The following is a 17,942-nucleotide window of genomic DNA, read 5'->3' on the forward strand; positions in this document are numbered from 1 at the left end:
TATTTGTTTTGTTTTTTTAGGACGTCTAAATAAAAATCCATGTTTCTTTACAAATACAGATAATTTTACCTAACATGCAGTACACATATAAGTATGTAAACTTTTAAGTAATGATAGTAGTCATAAAACCGGTATATCGTAACAGTTCTAGAAACTATTATATCGGTATACTTTTACTGTAAATGACAAAAAATGAACCGTTTATGATATATGACAAATTAAATGGTATAACCAAGCTATAATAAAAATAGGAATTGGAGGTGAAGTATGTTCAATATTGTGAGGCACTTTTGGTTGTTGATAACTGTTAAAAAGTATATTAAAAAATATAAGTTAAAAGTTAAAGTTAACAATCATTTTAATTCTATAAGGATTACTACAGCAACTAACACTCTTTATTTTATCACATTTACAAAGAATTGTAATTATGGAAAAAAGTTAAAAAAATTAGGAGGAGTAACGTTTATGCACAAATTATTTTATTGACAGCGAATATTGATTATAACAAAATATTTAATGAACATCTCGAACTATTAGGTGTCATTGATATCAAAAAGTCATTAGCGAATACCTCTAATGAAATCAGTGATTATCTAGATTATTTTTTTAATATCGAAAAGGTGCACTAACCTCCATGTACATGTAATATGTATTGGAGGTTATTTTTTATCACCTATTAAATAGTTTTTTCGATGTTTTATCGTAACAAATGTTTATTTATGTATGTTATAACAAAACGAAGTTCAAATCTGCAAACTTTTGAAACAAGGATGTACTTTAATTGTCTTAGAATCGCTTTCTAGGACAAATATATCCTATTTACTGGTTTTCTCTAAAAAATGCTATGATAAATCTAGGGAGGGGATTATGATGCAGATTAATCTTGAAAATTTAGTTCCCATTTCTGAAGCTAACCAAAATTTTTCTAAAGTTGCTCGTATGGTCGACAGCAAGGGGACTGCAGTGATTCTAAAAAATAATAAGCCCAAGTATGTATTGGTAGAATATGACACCTTAATTAAAAATGAATAAGGTGAGACAGAAGTTGCAGAGCAGGTCACAGTCGACGATGTGGCTAACTCTGTTTTGTCTCGTCATTTAGATGCCTTCAAGGAATTAGCTAAATGAAGCGATAAAACAGATAATTTAGTGATAGCAAAATAGATAGAAAACTAGGGCATAAGCTCTGGTTTTTTCTATTACTTTTAATATTTTCATTTGTTAGAATGTAGGTAATGTGCGTGCTTGTCACGCCCTTTTTCTGTGTCTTTTACGGCTTTAGTGGTTGTAAATAACTATAAAAATCTTAAAGGCATGGTAAATGCTAAAAAGAAAAGGAGAAATTTATGGCTTATATTTGGTCTTATCTCAGACGTTATCCTAAGTGGCTAGCAATGAATTTTACGGCGGCCATTTTATTTGTTATTGCTAACTTGGGTTTGCCGACGGTTCTTGCCAGAATGATTGATGATGGTTTCCAGTGTCTTTTTGATTTTGGCGACAAGTCCACAAGCAGGAGCTATTATTTCCTTTGCGGGAGGAGGACATGGCACACCAGCAGAATACGGACATGTGGCTTTCGTCGAAAAACTCTACCCAAATGGCTCATTCCTTATCTCCGAAACCAATTACAATGGCAATCCAAACTATACCTTCCGTAAATTATCTGGAGTGGATAGTAACTTGAGTTTTGCGTATACGACGAAATAAAAAAGGATATGCTAACAATGACTTGATTTGTTAGCATATTGTTTTGGAGGTGGTGATATGGATTTGTTAGAGAAACCCGTTTATAATTATATTAAAAATAATCATGGAGTAATAACTTTTCGTGATATGGAAGAGCTTAACTTTTCTTATCAACAACTGAATCAATTAGTCTCAAAAGGGAAAGTGGAATCAATTGAAAGAGGTATCTATCATCTGCCAGATACCTATATCGATGACTATTTTAGTTTACAGTACCGTTTTCCAAAAGGAATTTATTCCTTAGAAACAGCACTTTGGTTACATGGTCTGTCCCTTACCATTCCATTTGAGCCTGTGATGACTTTTCCTTTCGGGACAAATACGAGGCCAATGAAAGAAGCTGGTGTCAAGTCAATTGTCGCTAGAAAGTATCATGAAATCGGTATTATTAGACTGGAGCGACAGGCTGGACAGTTTATCTCAGTATATGATATGGAACGAACATTAGTGGAGTGTTTGAGAACAGCTTATCATGTCGATATTCAAGTTATTGCTCCAGCTTTTCAAGCTTACTTTAAAAAAGGAGCTGTTGATTATGCCAAGTTGTATCACTATTCACAACTATTTAAAGTAACCGAAAAACTACAATCATATGTGGAGGTCTTGTCGTGAAATTTTCAAATGCTAATAGTTTCAAAGCTAAAATCAAGAATATTGCAAAAGAAAAAGGGATCTCTTTCTCAAAAGATTAGTCAAATATTTGAAGAATACGGTGCGAATATGTTGGATGTATTCGGTTGTTATACGTATAAATTAAACAATTGTGTTACAATGAAACCATATAGAATTTTAAGTTTTCTCAAAAACTTTCTATAACTAAGAACACATAAGGAGGTAAAATGGTGAAGTATTCTAAAATAACAAAAGTTTTTCAGCTTTCACTCGTCATCATATTTATTTTAGTCTTGTTAGGGCTCTTTGTTCCCCAGCAGTTTCAAAATATTAGTTTTTACTTAAAAAATCTCTTAACAACTAGTGTTGGCTGGTTTTACTTGTTATTGGTTACGGGGATTTTAATTTTTTGTGTCTTTTTAATTGTAAGTCCGATAGGGCAGATTCGCTTGGGTAATCCCACGAGTCGGCCAGAGCATTCGACGACGTCATGGATTGCCATGATGTTTTCTGCTGGAATGGGGATTGGGCTGGTCTTTTATGGGGCAGCAGAGCCTTTGAGTCACTTTGCTATCTCGACGCCCAATGCAGAAATAGGCAGTGCGGATGCTCTCGCAGATGCTTTTCGTTTTACTTTTTTTCACTGGGGATTTCATGCTTGGGCGGTCTATGCCCTGGTGGGATTGTCTTTGGCTTATTTTGGCTTTCGTAAACGGGAGAAATATCAGCTCTCAGTCGTCTTTAAGCCTCTTTTTGGAAAATATGCGGACGGACCAATAGCAACCATTATCGATACCATCACCATTATTGCGACAGTGATTGGGGTAGCGACAACGCTCGGCTTCGGTGCCTCACAAATCAATGGTGGTCTCTCCTATGTCTTTGGTATTCCTAATAATAGTCTTGTGCAAGTCATCATTATCATCATTGCGACAATTCTTTTTCTTATTTCTGCCTTATCAGGTTTAGGAAAGGGTGTTAAAATCCTATCTAATACAAACTTGATTTTAGCTGTTGTCTTGCTTGCTGGAGTCATAGTTTTGGGGCCAACGGTTAAGATATTTGACACCATGACAGACTCTATCGGCCTTTATTTTCAAAACTTCTTCCGTATGAGTTTTCGGGCGGCGGCTTTTGATGAGACCAAGCGGGCTTGGATTAACCAATGGACCATTTTTTACTGGGCATGGTGGATTTCCTGGTCACCTTTTGTGGGCGTCTTTATTGCCCGTATCTCAAAAGGTCGGACTATTCGCGAATTTTTGACAGTAGTGCTTTTGGCACCAACAGTCCTTAGTTTTATCTGGTTTTCTGCTTTTGGTACCTTATCTACTTCACTACAAGATTCGGGGGTTGATTTGATACGTTTTGCCACAGAAGAAATTCTTTTTGCCTCTTTTAATGAATATCCTCTGGGAAGTGTCCTTTCAGTCCTGGCGATTACTTTAGTTTTAACCTTCTTTGTGACCTCGGCGGATTCTGCCACCTATGTTTTGGCCATGTTGTCTGAAGATGGCAATCTAAATCCAAGTAATCATAAAAAGGTGATTTGGGGTGTCATGCTGGCCTTGATTGCTATTGCACTCATGTTTTCTGGTGGATTGACAGCTTTACAAAACACGCTCATTATTGTCGCTTTTCCATTTTCCATAGTACTAGTGTTGATGATGTGGTCGCTTATGAAAGAGTTATATCACGAAAAAGAGCAAATGGGACTCGCCATTACACCAGACCGATATCCTGAGAAGAATCAACCGTTTAAATCTTATGAGGAAAATTAGGAGGATGGCATGGAGTTAAGAGTGCTTCGTTATTTTATTACTATTGCTGAGGAGGGGAGTATCTCCAAGGCAGCTGAGAAGCTGATGATTACTTAGCCGACACTCAGTCGTCAGTTAAAAGATTTGGAGCAGGAACTTGGTGAACTTCTTTTTATCCGTGAACATATCAAGTCGCTTAATAAAGAAAACCAGGGCATCAGCTCTGGTTTTTTCTATTGCTTTTAATATTTTCATTTGTTAGAATGTAGGTGATGTGCGTGCTTGTCACGCCCTTTTTCTGTGTCTTTTACGGCTTTAGTGGTTGTAAATAACTATAAAAATCTTAAAGGCATGGTAAATGCTAAAAAGAAAAGGAGAAATTTATGGCTTATATTTGGTCTTATCTCAGACGTTATCCTAAGTGGCTAGCAATGAATTTTACGGCAGCCATTTTATTTGTTATTGCTAACTTGGGTTTGCCGACGGTTCTTGCCAGAATGATTGATGAGGGAATAAACCGTGGTGATGTTGATAAGCTTTACGCTTATGCTTGGGTCATGTTTGGTGTAGTTTTGACTGGGATTGTTGGTCGTATACTTCTGTCCTATGCGGTTGGTAAGTTGACCACTACTATGGTGCAAGTTATGCGTAATGACATTTATGCTAAGCTTCAGGAGTATTCCCACCACGAGTATGAGCAGATTGGGGTATCCTCTTTGGTGACTCGTATTACATCAGATGCTTTTGTGCTTATGCAGTTTGCGGATCAGGTTCTTAAGCTAGGGGTTATCACTCCTTTGATGATGGTTTCCAGTGTCTTTTTGATTTTGACGACAAGTCCATCTTTGGCTTGGATTGTGGCAATCTCCTTACCTTTCCTAGCCGTAGTTGTCTGGTATGTGGCGGTAAAAACGCGTCCGCTTTCTGAAAAGCAACAGGCAACTCTCGACAAGATTAACCAGTATGCTCGTGAAAATCTGACTGGACTTCGTGTCATACGTGCTTTCGCTAGAGAAGATTTTCAAGAGAAGAAGTTCGCTTCTGAAAATGCTGTCTATGCGGATAATTCAAACAAGCTTTTCAAATTGACTGGTTTGACCGAGCCACTTTTTGTGCAAATCATCATAGCCATGATTGTGGCAATTGTTTGGTTTGCCCTTGAGCCATTAGGCTCTGGAAGTTTGGCTATCGGTGACTTGGTTGCCTTTATTGAGTACAGCTTCCATGCACTATTGTCCTTCCTTTTCCTAGCCAATCTCTTTACCATGTATCCTCGTACAGCGGTATCTAGTGAACGTCTGCAGGAAATTATGGACATGCCGATTTCTATCAATCCAAATGAAGATGGCGTGACAGAAACCGAGACTAAGGGATATTTGGAATTTGACAATGTGACCTTTGCCTATCCTGGTGAAACTGAAAGTCCTGTCTTACACAATATTTCTTTCAAGGCAAAACCTGGTGAAACCATTGCCTTTATTGGGTCTACGGGTTCAGGAAAATCATCACTTGTACAGTTAATTCCACGCTTTTATGATGTAACACTTGGACGCATTCTTGTTGATGGTGTAGATGTCCGTGACTACAATCTTAAGGCTCTTCGTCGTAAGATTGGCTTTATTCCACAAAAAGCCCTACTCTTTACAGGGACTATCGGTGAAAATATCCGTTATGGTAAGGAAAATGCCAGTCATGAAGAATTGAATCAAGCTACTGATGTGGCTCAAGCCAAGGAATTTATCGAAAGTAAGGAAGAACGCTATGATTCTCACTTGGCTGAGGGTGGTAGCAACCTTTCTGGTGGACAGAAGCAGCGTTTGTCAATTGCACGTGCGGTGGTTAAACGTCCTGATCTTTATATCTTTGATGATTCCTTCTCTGCCTTGGACTACAAGACTGATGCGACCTTGCGCCGTCGTCTAAAAGAAGTGACTCAAGATGCAACAGTCCTGATTGTAGCCCAACGTGTGGGAACTATCATGAATGCTGATCAAATCATTGTTTTGGATGAAGGTGAAATCGTTGGTCGTGGCCGTCATGAAGAGCTTATGGAAAGCAATGACATTTACCGTGAAATTGCTAATTCACAATTGAATCAAAAGAGTCTTACGGAAGACTAGAAGGAGGTCAAAATGAAGAATAATAAAAAGAAAACAAATCATTCCTCAAGTTTTGGCCGTCTTTGGTCATACTTGCAGGCTTATCGTTTCCCACTTTACCTAGCCATTTTCTTGAAAATTGTTAGTGTCATCATGAGTGTCATTGAACCCGTAGTCATTGGTTTAGCTATTACAGAGCTGACCAAAAATACGCTGGATATCATTAAGGGGGTAGAAGGCGCCCATATCAATGTATCCTATGTTGGTTTGGTTCTGGTTGTTTATCTCTTGCGTGGTCTTATTTATGAGTTGGCTGCCTACTATTCCAACTATTTCATGACCAATGCTGTGCAAGCAACGGTTCAAGATATGCGAAATGAGATGACCGATAAAATCAATCGTATCTCAGTGTCATACTTTGATAAGCACCAGTTTGGGGACCTCTTGGGCCGCTTTACTAGTGATGTTGAGACAGTATCTAATGCCTTGCAGCAGTCATTCTTGCAGATTGTTAATGCCGTCTTTACTCTAGTCTTAGTTATTGGAACAGTGCTTTACCTTAATCTTCAATTGGGAGCTGTGGTTGTTATCACTATTCCCATTACTTTCTTTGGTGCCCGTTTTATCATGAGTAAGTCTCAACCTTACTTTAAGCAGCAGGCTGATGCCCTAGGTACTCTTAATGGTTTTGTTCAGGAAAATCTGACTGGTTTCAATGTGCTTAAACTTTTTGGCCGTGAGGATAGATCTTTAGACGACTTTAAAGAGATTACGGAAGACCTTCAGAAGGTAGGTTTTAAGGCCAATTTCATTTCAGGCCTCATGATGCCTGTACTTAATGGTTTATCTGACTTGACCTATCTCATTGTCGCTGTTCTAGGTGGTTTGCAAGTTTTGGCTGGTCGCTTGACGATTGGTAATATGCAGGCCTTTGTTCAGTACGTTTGGCAGATTAATCAACCTATTCAGAACTTGACTCAGTTGGCTGGACAATTGCAGAGTGCTAAGTCTTCTTTGGACCGTATTTTCCAACTGATGGATGAACCAGACGAGGCCAATGATGCTACTGAAGTGCTTGAAGGAGATTTGACCGGTCAGGTTAGCTTTAAGCATGTAGACTTCCAGTATGTGGCTGATAAACCTTTGATTCGTGACTTTAATCTTGAAGTCAATCCTGGCGAAATGGTCGCTATTGTCGGCCCAACTGGTGCCGGAAAATCAACGATTATCAATCTTCTCATGCGTTTCTATGATGTGACGGCTGGTTCTATCTCGGTTGATGGTCATGATATTCGTAACTTATCACGTCAGGATTATCGTAAACAGTTTGGTATGGTGCTTCAGGATGCTTGGCTCTTTGAAGGAACTATCAAGGAAAATCTTCGCTTTGGTAATCTTGAGGCAACTGATGAAGAAATTGTTGAAGCCGCTAAGGCTGCCAATGTGGACCACTTTATCCGTACGCTGCCTGGTGGTTACAACATGGAAATGAACCAGGAATCAAGTAACATTTCACTGGGACAAAAGCAACTTTTGACCATTGCGCGTGCGCTTTTGGCTGATCCGAAAATTTTGATTTTGGACGAGGCAACCTCGTCGGTTGATACTCGTCTGGAACTCTTGATTCAAAAGGCTATGAAGACTCTCATGCAGGGTCGAACAAGCTTTGTCATCGCTCACCGTTTATCAACTATCCAAGAAGCAGACAAGATTTTAGTCCTTAAAGATGGAGAAATCCTCGAACAAGGGAACCATGAATCCCTTCTTGCAGATAAAGGCTTCTATTACGATTTGTATAATAGCCAGTTTGCAGAGAAATAAACAAAAAATCCATCAGTTCATAACTGGTGGATTTTTTCTGAATGTGGAGATCAATAAAAGAGACTTCTCCTATAGAGGCAAGTCTCAAAATCAATATTATTTCTCAGCACGTCGTGTGACGAACATGGCATCTCCGAAACTGAAGAAGCGGTAGCGTTCTTGGACGGCGTGTTTATAGGCATCAAGGACGAATTCACGGCCAGCAAAGGCTGAAACCAACATCACCAAGGTTGATTTTGGAAGGTGGAAGTTGGTTGAAAAGGCATCTACGACTGTGAATTGGTAGCCTGGTTTGATAAAGATATTGGTCCAGCCTGAGTCGGCTTGGAGTTGACCATCGTATTTATTTCCGATTGTTTCTAGTGTTCGGATAGAGGTTGTTCCAACTGCAATGATGCGTCCTCCAGCGGCTTTGACACTATTGAGTGTATCGGCAGCGTCTTGGTTGAGGGTGTAAAATTCTGAGTGCATCTCATGTTCGTCGACATTATCGACAGAAACAGGTCGGAAGGTTCCCAGTCCAACGTGAAGGGTGAGGTAGACCAATTTTACGCCTTTAGCTTCAATCTTTTGAAGTAACTCAGGAGTGAAATGGAGGCCAGCTGTTGGAGCAGCGGCAGAGCCATTTTCCTTGGCATAGACTGTTTGGTAACGGTCGCGGTCTTCCAATTTTTCATGGATATAAGGTGGCAATGGCATCTCACCCAAGCTTTCCAAAACCTCAAGGAAGATACCGTCGTAGTTAAATTCTACGATTCGTCCACCGTGATCTAGTTCCTCAGTGACAGTGGCAGTCAAGCGTCCATCACCAAAACTGACCTTAGCACCTACCTTAAGGCGTTTGGCTGGTTTGGCTAAAACTTCCCATTGATCCCCTTGGGTATTTTTCAAAAGGAGAAATTCCACGTGACCGTGGGTATCAGGCTTTTCACCGTAGAGGCGGGCAGGAAGCACGCGCGTATTGTTCATGACCAAGGCATCGCCAGGGTTAAGCTGGTCAATGATGTGGTCGAAGTGGGTATCAGTCATTTCCTTGGTTACAGGATCAATGACCAAGAGTTTAGAGGCGTCACGTTGTTCCAATGGGGTTTGGGCAATCAGTTCCTCTGGTAGTTCAAAATCAAAATCGTTTGTATTCATTTCTTTCCTCGTTTAAAAATTTTCAGCCTTTTTATTATAGCACGATATAGGGCGACCGTCATTAAACTTATTGAGTGAAAGCGCTTGACAAAAAGGTTAAAAAAAGAGATAATAAAGAAAAATGGTATATACCAATATCGAGGTGAATAGAATGAAAAAGATTTTAGTAAAAAATCAAGTTGAGGGAGGCCAAGTTGCCTTTGATCTTCTTAAAGAGAGCCTTGCAGCGGGTGCTCAGACATTGGGATTGGCGACAGGTAGTTCACCTATCGCCCTTTACCAAGAGATGGTTGAGAGTGACGTGGATTTTTCGGAACTTTACAGCGTCAATTTAGATGAATACGTTGGATTAGCACCAGACCATGAGCAGAGCTACCATGCCTTTATGAAGGCTCAACTCTTTGATGCTAAGCCATTTAAAGAGAGCTTCTTACCTGACGGCATGGCTGAAGATTTAGAACAGGCGGCCAAGGATTACGATGACGTCTTGGCACAACATGCCATTGACCTGCAAATCCTAGGAATCGGAAGTAATGGACATATTGGCTTTAATGAGCCAGGTACGCCTTTTGATAGTCAAACTCATGTGGTCGACTTGACGGACAGCACCATTGAAGCCAATAGCCGTTTCTTTGCCAGTCGTGACCAAGTTCCTACAAAGGCTATTTCAATGGGGATTGCTTCCATTATGGCTGCCAAGAAGATTATTTTGTTTGCCTATGGTGACAAGAAGGCAGATGCCATTTTCAAGATGGTCAAGGGTCCAGTAACAGAGGAAGTACCGGCCAGTGTCTTGCAACATCATCCAGATGTGACTCTTATCTTAGATGAGGCTGCTGCTGCGAAATTGTAGGAGAAAACATGAGTTACAAAATTTACGACATGTGCTTTTCAAAGGTCTATCCTATGCTAGTGGCCAAGGCAGAGCGGAAAGACAGGAGTCGAGCAGAGGTGGATCAGGTAACTACGTGGTTGACCGACTATTCGTCAACGGCTATTGAGGAGGCTCTATCATCTGAAGTTAGTTACGGAGATTTCTTTCGTCAAGCTCCTGCCCTCAATCCTAAGCGTCATCTGATTACGGGATCCATCTGTGGGGTTAAGTTGACTGAAATTAAAGAACCTCTTATGCAAGATATTCGCTATCTGGATAAGCTAGTAGATGAGCTGGCTAAGGGGAGACCTATGGAAAAGGTAATAAGAAGTTAAGTTATTTAAACTCAGGTTGAGGCATCTGGTACTCAGCCTTTTTCTTTTGTGACAATTCTCCTCCAAACAAATCAATTGCCTAGTCCTCTTTGATAGCGCTATAATAGTTAAGTTGACTTTGACTATCAAACAACAGATATAGATATTTCATAAAGAAAGAGGACATACAATGGCAAAACCTATTCGAGTATTGCTTTATTATAAATACCTTCCCATCGAAAATGCTGAGCAATTTGCGGCTGATCACTTGGCTTTCTGTAAGTCAATCGGTTTGAAAGGACGTATCTTGGTCGCTGACGAGGGAATCAATGGAACGGTTTCTGGTGACTATGAAACCACTCAAAAATACATGGACTACGTTCACAGCCTTCCAGGGATGGAGGATCTCTGGTTCAAGATTGATGAGGAAGAAGAGCAAGCCTTCAAGAAGATGTTTGTTCGTTACAAGAAGGAAATCGTCCACCTTGGTTTAGAGGATGACAACTTTGACAGCGACATTAATCCACTTGAAACTACAGGTGCTTACTTGTCACCAAAAGAGTTTAAAGATGCTCTTTTAGATGAGGACACTGTTGTCCTCGATACACGTAACGACTATGAGTATGACCTTGGTCACTTCCGTGGAGCCATTCGTCCAGACATTCGCAACTTCCGTGAATTGCCACAATGGGTCCGCGACCATAAAGAAGAGTTCATGGATAAGCGCGTGGTTGTGTACTGTACTGGTGGTGTCCGCTGTGAGAAATTCTCAGGTTGGATGGTCCGTGAAGGCTACAAAGATGTTGGTCAATTGCACGGTGGTATCGCAACTTACGGAAAAGACCAAGAGGTTCAAGGGGAGCTTTGGGATGGTAAGATGTATGTTTTTGACGAGCGTATTGCTGTGGATATCAACCATGTAGACCCTGTCGTTGTCGGTAAAGATTGGTTCGATGGCACGCCATGCGAACGCTATGTTAACTGTGGTAACCCATTCTGTAACCGTCGTATCCTTGCTTCAGAGGAAAATGAAGACAAATACCTCCGTGGCTGCTCACACGAATGTCGTGTTCACCCACGAAACCGTTATGTCTCTGAAAATGGTTTGAGCCAAGAAGAAGTTGTCGAACGCCTTGCGGCTATTGGTGAGAGTTTGGATGTAACACCAGCCTAAGTTTAAATAGAGAAGAAGCTGAGAGCAATCTCGGCTTTTTATTTTGCAATTTATTTCTAAAATAATGACATATATATATTGCAATTAGAAATATATAGTGTATAATTAAGATGAAAATAGCTGGTGAACCTAATCAATTTCGACGATAATATCAGATATGATGTAAAGGAGGGGGCATGTGGCAAAGAATTTACGTTTAAAAGCAGCTCGAGCAGAGCATGATATGACCCAGGGTGACTTGGCAGAAGCTGTAGGTGCAACAAGACAAACCATAGGTTTGATTGAAGCTGGAAAGTACAATCCCAGCCTAGCCTTATGCATTGCCATTTGCAAGACACTGGACAGGACCTTGGATCAACTGTTTTGGGAGAATTAGGAAGGAAGTAAAGATGATGAAATTCAAACTGGTTAATAATAAGGTTACAGATGAACGCGAGAAAGCTCTAAATAATAAGGTTGCTGCTGAATGTTATTACATAATGATTGCAGGGACGCTTGTATGCTTGGTCTATAGCTCCTTCTTTAATAGGGGTGCCATCACCTCTAATTACTTGGCCTTTCCAATGTTGATAGCATGGATTTGGTCTATTTATAGATCTGAACGACTTAGTGTTAACACTTTTGGGGGTTCTGGTATGACAGTCCTAGGTTGTTTACTAGTGACTGGGCTTATCACCCTTATGATAATGTCAGCTAACTATCGGTACAACCATGATGTCTATCATAATAATCCCTTGGATCCTAGATATCTCATGGTTTGGCCAATTACTTATATCATATATGCTCCCGTTGTTTTCTTTATGAATTGGTCTATCGTTGCATTGGGAAGATATGAGAGAAGACGTCTCGAAAAACAGCTGGACGATTTGGAGAATGAAGAATAAATAGTGATAGAATCAGACTGTTCTGTTTGGTCTGATTTTTTTATGTTATAATGGGTCCTAAAATTAAGGAGGTCACGTATGCTACTAACTGAATTTGATGCGAATAGACAAGCGATTATCAATCCCGAGGACTTGAATGAGCCTCTTGAGGGGTTTCCTAAAATAGCTGTGTCCTGTTTTTCTCGTTCGACCTTTCAACGAATGCTTGAGATGTTTCCCCATGAACTTATCTATGAGACGTCCATGGCGAATGTGGCTATTCCGATTTATAAGCTTGTTATTGCTGAGCAGGAGTTGGCTCTTTTTAATGCACCTGTAGGCGCCTCTGCCTGTGTGGCTATTTTAGAGGATATTTTTGCCTTGGGAGCTGATAAACTTGTACTCTTTGGGACTTGTGGTGTTCTTGATGAAGATATTAAAGAGACTTCTATTATTATTCCTAGTCATGCCCTTAGAGATGAAGGGACGAGTTTTCACTATGTGGAAGCCAGCGATGAGATTGCGGTAAATGTGGGTGTTTTAGACCGTTTTCGTTCCTATCTCAATGAACGTCAGATTTCTCATAAGGAAGGCAAAGTTTGGACAACTGATGGCATTTACCGTGAGACGAATGGTAAACTCAAAGCTCGAAAGGCAGCAGGAGCCATTTGTGTGGATATGGAGTGTTCTGCAGTTGCAGCTTTAGCAAAGTTTAGAGGTGTTGAAATCTGTCATTTCTTCTATGCTGCAGACCACCTTTCTGAAGGTAATTGGGATGCCCGTAACTTGATGAATCATGCAGATTTGGATGAAAAGGACAAGGTAGCTTTATTAGCTTTGGAGTTTGCGTGTGACTGGAGTAAACCTTAAAAAATCCTACTTTTCAACCTTCTTATTTGTAATTATTCTAAATAACTGCTATAATATTTTTTAGAATGATTCTAAATAAGGAGTGAATAAATTGGAAGATAAGAATTTTGCAGAGCGTTTAAATATTTTGAGAGCTGGTGTTTTAGGTGCCAATGATGGAATCATTTCCATTGCGGGAGTGGTTATCGGTGTGGCTAGTGCGACATCAAACATCTGGTTTATTTTGATTTCTGCCTTGTCAGCCATTTTTGCCGGTGCCTTTTCGATGGCAGGTGGCGAATATGTCAGTGTCTCAACGCAAAAAGATACCGAAGAAGCTGCCATCGCTAAGGAACAAGCTCTCCTGGATCGCTCACCTGAAGCAGCTAGAGAGAGTTTGTACCGAACCTTCCTCAGTCAGGGGGATTGCGAAACAGCAGCCGAAGTCAAGGTCAATCAAGCCTTCAGTAAAAATCCTATTAAGGTCTTGGTTGAGGAAAAATATGGAGTGGACTTGGATGAAATTACCAATCCATGGCATGCTGCCGTATCTAGTTTCTTTGCTTTTTCGGTTGGTTCCTTGCCACCAGCACTAGCTATCATGCTTTTCCCAGAGCCTTACCGTATTCCTGTAACAGTGGTCGTGGTTGCACTGACTTTGCTCTTGACTGGCTATATTAGTGCCAAGCTCGGAAAAGCACCTATTAAACAAGCTATGTTGCGTAATTTGACAGTAGGACTCTTGACCATGCTTGTGACCTTCTTGGTTGGGCATATCTTCCATGTGAATGTGTAATTGTTAGTAGTATAAGTCTACCTTTTAGGTAGGCTTTTTTAGTCTGCTAGACCAAGCTTATCCGTGGTACAATAGGGTTATGCGTTTAGATAAATTATTAGGACAGGCAGGCTATGGTTCCCGCAATCAGGTTAAGAAGCTCATTCGTAGTCGTCAGGTGTATGTGGATGGTATCTTGGCGGATCGAGATAATCTTAATGTGGATGCTAGTCTTCAAACTATCACGGTTTCTGGTAAGGAACTGGAGCATACGCCAGAAGTTTACTATCTCATGAATAAGCCAGCAGGTGTAGTGTCAGCTCGAAAGGACAAGGAACACCAGACAGTCATTGATTTGATAAAGCCTGAAGATAAGAGAGACGGTCTCTATCCTGTGGGTCGATTGGATAGAGATACGGAGGGTTTGGTGCTGATTACTAACAATGGGCCTCTGGGCTTTGCCATGCTTCACCCCCGCTATCATGTGGCTAAGACTTATTATGTTGAGGTCAATGATGTTCTTGGACCTGATGCACCTGAATTTTTTGAGTCAGGTGTTGTCTTTGAGGATGGTACTGTTTGTAAACCAGCTCAGCTAGAAATTCTAAATTCTGCGAGTGACAAGAGCTGTGCTAGAATTACGATTTCAGAAGGTAAGTTTCATCAAGTGAAAAAGATGTTTTTGGCTTATGGCGTCAAGGTGACCTATCTTAAGCGTATTTCTTTTGGAGAGTTTAAGCTTGATGAAGGGTTAGCAGTAGGATCCTACCGAGCGTTAACGGAAGCGGAAAAAGCAATCTTACGTACTTATCTTGGCTAGCAGCCCTATGTGGCTTAAAGTGCGATAGGAACTTTCAATCTCATGATAGGTTCCCTCTATCATGACCCTTAATACTGTAAGGCCCATAACGACGGTCTTTTCTAGGGGTATAAGTGAAACTTATGGCATTCCATAAGTTTTTTTAATTTCTCAAGTCTGGTTTCTGGTGGTATGATGGTATCAATTCGATTGAGAACTGAAGTAAGTCAGGAGCAATGACCAAGTCTAATCAGAGAGGGAGGTTCATTATGACAGAAGCATTTTATAATCATTTAGCAAAGACACGTCATCAGATTCACCAACATCCAGAGGTTTCTGAGGAGGAGCACGAGACGACAGTCTTTTTGAAAGGCTATTTGAGAAATCTAGGTATTGAGCCTTTAAATTATCCCCTGAAGACGGGACTCATCGCTGAGATTGGGTCAGGTCATCCGATTATTGCTTTGCGTGCTGATATTGATGCCCTACCGATTAAGGAAAAGACAGGACTTCCTTATGCCAGCGATAATGGGGCTATGCATGCTTGTGGTCATGACTTTCACCAGACCTCTCTGCTTGGAGCTGCTCAGCTTTTAAAAGAAAGAGAAGCAGAGCTTAAGGGGACCGTTCGATTGATTTTCCAACCAGCCGAGGAGAATTTCCAAGGGGCCTATCAGGTCATTGAAGCGGGCGGTCTTGATGGTGTGTCAGCTATCATCGGTTATCACAATAATCCTCACTTGAAACCTGGTCAGATTGGTCTTCGTTCGGGGGCTATCATGGCTGGTGTGGAGCAGTTTAGGGTTGATGTTAAGGGAGTTTCTTCCCATGCAGCCCGTCCTGATTTGGGTGTAGATACGGTCTTGGTTACTACGACTATCATCAACAACTTACAGCAGATTGTGGCTCGTACGGTATCGCCCTTTGAATCAGCAGTATTGTCGGTTACTCATATCGAAGTTGGAAATACTTGGAATGTTCTTCCAGCAGCAGGCTTTTTCGAAGGAACGATTCGTACCTTTGAGCCTAAGGTTCGTGAAGATGTCATTGCTCGTTTTGAAAAGGTCGTTCAGGCGACAGCAGACCAGTTCGGTGCTCAAGTTAACATTACTTGGGGCAATTCGCCTTACGTGACCTACAATGACCAGACGCTCACACCTCTCATCTTTGAAAATTCTAAGGCCTTTGCTGAAGTGATTGAAACCTTGCCATCAACAGGGGGCGAAGACTTTGCGGCCTATCAAAAGGAAATACCAGGAGTCTTTGCCTTTGTTGGCTCAAATGGTGAAGAAAATGCACCAGACTGGCACCATGATGATTTCCTTGTGAAAGATGAGGCCTTGCCAGTAGCTGTGAATTACTATGTGGAAAACGCCCTTTTCCTACTTGACTATTTTAAGGAGAAAGGCAAATGACCATTCCCTTAATCGGTATTACCAGTAATGAAAAACTTGTTAGGGAGTTGAGAGCTTCACTGACGCCCCATTTATAGGTGTTCAGTGGCATCCTGAGTTTCTCTTGGGACATAAGCTCTTAAAAGACCAAGGACTCTTTGATTATTTTGTTAAGAGTTTTGAATAAAGCTTAAGGACTTTAAATTGGTACTACTTTTGATATTGAAAAGGAGGAGTGCTTAAGGAGAAAAAATCTTTTGATCATTTAGTTTACACTTAAGAACCCAGCCGATTGGTTGGGTTCTTTTGTCGTATTTTAGAAGCAAGATTTCAGGACTTAGAAAGGGAGGGAAGATTTTTCACTTGCTATTTTTGAGTTTTTTAGATAAAATGAAAGCGTTATCATTTCAAAAATAGATAGGGAGTGGTCAAGTCATCTTTTTGATGGTTGACCTTATAACTTCCGAATAAGGAGAAACGTATGTTAATTGGTATTCCAAAAGAAATCAAAAATAACGAGAACCGTGTGGCTCTAACGCCTGCTGGTGTCCAAAGTCTTGTGGCTAAGGGACATGTCGTGTTAATCGAAACAAATGCAGGCCTTGGCTCTGGTTTTGCGGATGCAGATTATGCCAATCAAGGTGCTAAAATCGTTGCAACTGCTGCAGAAGCATGGGCAGCAGAACTTGTTGTTAAAGTTAAGGAGCCACTTGCTGAAGAATATGGCTTCCTTCGTGAGGATCTTTTACTCTTTACCTACTTGCACATGGCAGCAGCGCCAGAATTGGCAGATGCCATGGTCAATGCTAAGACAACAGGTGTGGCCTATGAAACAGTACGTAGCCAAGAAGGTCACCTACCACTTTTGGTACCAATGAGTGAAGTCGCAGGACGTATGGCCGTTCAAATCGGTGCTCACTTCTTGACCAAACAAGAGGGTGGCTCTGGTGTTCTCCTAGGTGGGGTACCTGGTGTTCCTAAAGGGAAAGTGACTATTATCGGTGGTGGTGTCGTAGGGACACATGCAGCCCGTATCGCACTTGGACTTGGGGCTCAAGTGACTATTCTTGATATCAGTGCCAAACGTTTGTCTGTCCTTGAGGAAGTCTTTGGTAGCCAAATTCAAACACTTATGTCAAATCCGCTCAATATTGAAGCGAGTGTTCGTGATGCTGACGTGGTTATCGGTGCTGTTCTTATCCCAGGTGCAAAAGCGCCGAAACTCGTTACTGACCATATGGTTAAACAAATGCGTCCAGGTTCTGTTATTGTTGACGTTGCCGTTGACCAAGGTGGGGTTGTTGAAACTGCGGATCGCGTGACCACTCACGATGAGCCCGTATATGAAACACATGGTGTTCTTCACTATGCCGTTGCCAATATCCCAGGAGCTGTAGCACGTACATCAACTATTGCCCTTACCAATGTCACTTTGCCTTATATCGAAGCCCTTGCAGGAAAAGGATTCAGAAAAGCCATTAACGACGACGAAGGTCTGCGTCAAGGGGTTACAACCTACCAAGGTCATATTACTAGCAAACCGGTTGCAAAGGGCTTAGACAGAGAGTATACATCAATTGATGAATTGGCATAAATAGATTATTTAGCATAAACAAAGAGGAGTCGCACCATAAGTTGGTGTGACTTCTTTTGTATATAATGAGCAAAGCTAATTTTTTCCTGTCATTAATGATAGTGCTTTCGTGGTATAATGATGAT

At 41.0% G+C, this 17,942-nt stretch carries 15 protein-coding genes and 3 pseudogenes; 17 read left to right on the forward strand and 1 reads right to left on the reverse strand.

Going from position 1 to position 17,942, the window contains the following annotated elements:
* Positions 1–870 precede the first annotated feature (870 nt).
* From NYE32_RS02540 to NYE32_RS02570, 7 genes and pseudogenes are all read left to right on the forward strand, one after another.
* A pseudogene (locus tag NYE32_RS02540) lies at positions 871–1,128 on the forward strand (type II toxin-antitoxin system Phd/YefM family antitoxin).
* Positions 1,129–1,500: 372 nt separating this feature from the next.
* Positions 1,501–1,710, forward strand: a pseudogene (locus NYE32_RS02545) (CHAP domain-containing protein); the annotation flags it as partial.
* A gap of 57 nt (positions 1,711–1,767) precedes the next feature.
* Positions 1,768–2,361 carry a type IV toxin-antitoxin system AbiEi family antitoxin domain-containing protein gene (locus NYE32_RS02550; protein WP_008534021.1) on the forward strand — a complete coding sequence of 198 codons (594 nt, stop codon included), beginning with the start codon at positions 1,768–1,770 and terminating at the stop codon, positions 2,359–2,361.
* Between the two features lie 227 nt (positions 2,362–2,588).
* Positions 2,589–4,142, forward strand: coding sequence for a BCCT family transporter (locus NYE32_RS02555; RefSeq protein ID WP_037608729.1), 1,554 nt, complete (start codon positions 2,589–2,591; stop codon positions 4,140–4,142).
* A gap of 9 nt (positions 4,143–4,151) precedes the next feature.
* A pseudogene (locus NYE32_RS02560) lies at positions 4,152–4,304 on the forward strand (LysR family transcriptional regulator); the annotation flags it as partial.
* A gap of 200 nt (positions 4,305–4,504) precedes the next feature.
* Entirely contained in the window at positions 4,505–6,241 is a 1,737-nt protein-coding gene (locus tag NYE32_RS02565) for an ABC transporter ATP-binding protein (RefSeq protein WP_110981153.1), read from the forward strand.
* A gap of 12 nt (positions 6,242–6,253) precedes the next feature.
* Entirely contained in the window at positions 6,254–8,041 is a 1,788-nt protein-coding gene (locus tag NYE32_RS02570; RefSeq protein WP_156685450.1) for an ABC transporter ATP-binding protein, read from the forward strand.
* Between the two features lie 96 nt (positions 8,042–8,137).
* On the opposite strand, the gene queA is transcribed toward NYE32_RS02570, so the two are convergent.
* On the reverse strand, positions 8,138–9,181 hold the full coding sequence (queA, locus tag NYE32_RS02575) for a tRNA preQ1(34) S-adenosylmethionine ribosyltransferase-isomerase QueA (protein WP_107372702.1): 1,044 nt from the start codon (positions 9,179–9,181) through the stop codon (positions 8,138–8,140).
* 151 nt (positions 9,182–9,332) lie between these two features.
* On the opposite strand from queA, the gene NYE32_RS02580 reads away from it, so the two are divergent.
* From NYE32_RS02580 to ald, 10 genes are all read left to right on the forward strand, one after another.
* Positions 9,333–10,034, forward strand: a complete 702-nt coding sequence (locus tag NYE32_RS02580; RefSeq protein WP_156685451.1) for a glucosamine-6-phosphate deaminase — start codon at positions 9,333–9,335, stop codon at positions 10,032–10,034.
* 8 nt (positions 10,035–10,042) lie between these two features.
* The gene (locus tag NYE32_RS02585; RefSeq protein WP_073689830.1) at positions 10,043–10,390 is read left to right on the forward strand and encodes a DUF2200 domain-containing protein; all 348 of its coding nucleotides are present in this window, start codon (positions 10,043–10,045) and stop codon (positions 10,388–10,390) included.
* 169 nt (positions 10,391–10,559) lie between these two features.
* Positions 10,560–11,543 carry a rhodanese-related sulfurtransferase gene (locus NYE32_RS02590; RefSeq protein ID WP_107372706.1) on the forward strand — a complete coding sequence of 328 codons (984 nt, stop codon included), beginning with the start codon at positions 10,560–10,562 and terminating at the stop codon, positions 11,541–11,543.
* A gap of 178 nt (positions 11,544–11,721) precedes the next feature.
* The gene (locus NYE32_RS02595) at positions 11,722–11,919 is read left to right on the forward strand and encodes a helix-turn-helix transcriptional regulator (protein ID WP_004182985.1); all 198 of its coding nucleotides are present in this window, start codon (positions 11,722–11,724) and stop codon (positions 11,917–11,919) included.
* A gap of 13 nt (positions 11,920–11,932) precedes the next feature.
* The gene (locus tag NYE32_RS02600; RefSeq protein ID WP_107372708.1) at positions 11,933–12,427 is read left to right on the forward strand and encodes a DUF6773 family protein; all 495 of its coding nucleotides are present in this window, start codon (positions 11,933–11,935) and stop codon (positions 12,425–12,427) included.
* 78 nt (positions 12,428–12,505) lie between these two features.
* Positions 12,506–13,276: a nucleoside phosphorylase gene (locus tag NYE32_RS02605; RefSeq protein ID WP_107372710.1), complete on the forward strand. Its 771-nt coding sequence runs from the start codon at positions 12,506–12,508 to the stop codon at positions 13,274–13,276.
* A gap of 91 nt (positions 13,277–13,367) precedes the next feature.
* Positions 13,368–14,051, forward strand: a complete 684-nt coding sequence (locus NYE32_RS02610) for a VIT family protein (protein ID WP_107372711.1) — start codon at positions 13,368–13,370, stop codon at positions 14,049–14,051.
* 79 nt (positions 14,052–14,130) lie between these two features.
* A complete protein-coding gene (locus NYE32_RS02615) occupies positions 14,131–14,850 on the forward strand; it encodes a pseudouridine synthase (RefSeq protein WP_107372713.1) in 720 nt (239 codons plus the stop codon).
* 248 nt (positions 14,851–15,098) lie between these two features.
* Positions 15,099–16,244: an amidohydrolase gene (locus NYE32_RS02620; protein ID WP_107372715.1), complete on the forward strand. Its 1,146-nt coding sequence runs from the start codon at positions 15,099–15,101 to the stop codon at positions 16,242–16,244.
* A gap of 460 nt (positions 16,245–16,704) precedes the next feature.
* On the forward strand, positions 16,705–17,817 hold the full coding sequence (gene ald / locus NYE32_RS02625) for an alanine dehydrogenase (RefSeq protein WP_156685452.1): 1,113 nt from the start codon (positions 16,705–16,707) through the stop codon (positions 17,815–17,817).
* Positions 17,818–17,942 lie beyond the last annotated feature (125 nt).

Origin of the sequence: Streptococcus sp. FSL R7-0248, from assembly GCF_037967965.1 — a bacterium.
Classification (GTDB): Bacteria; Bacillota; Bacilli; order Lactobacillales; family Streptococcaceae; genus Streptococcus.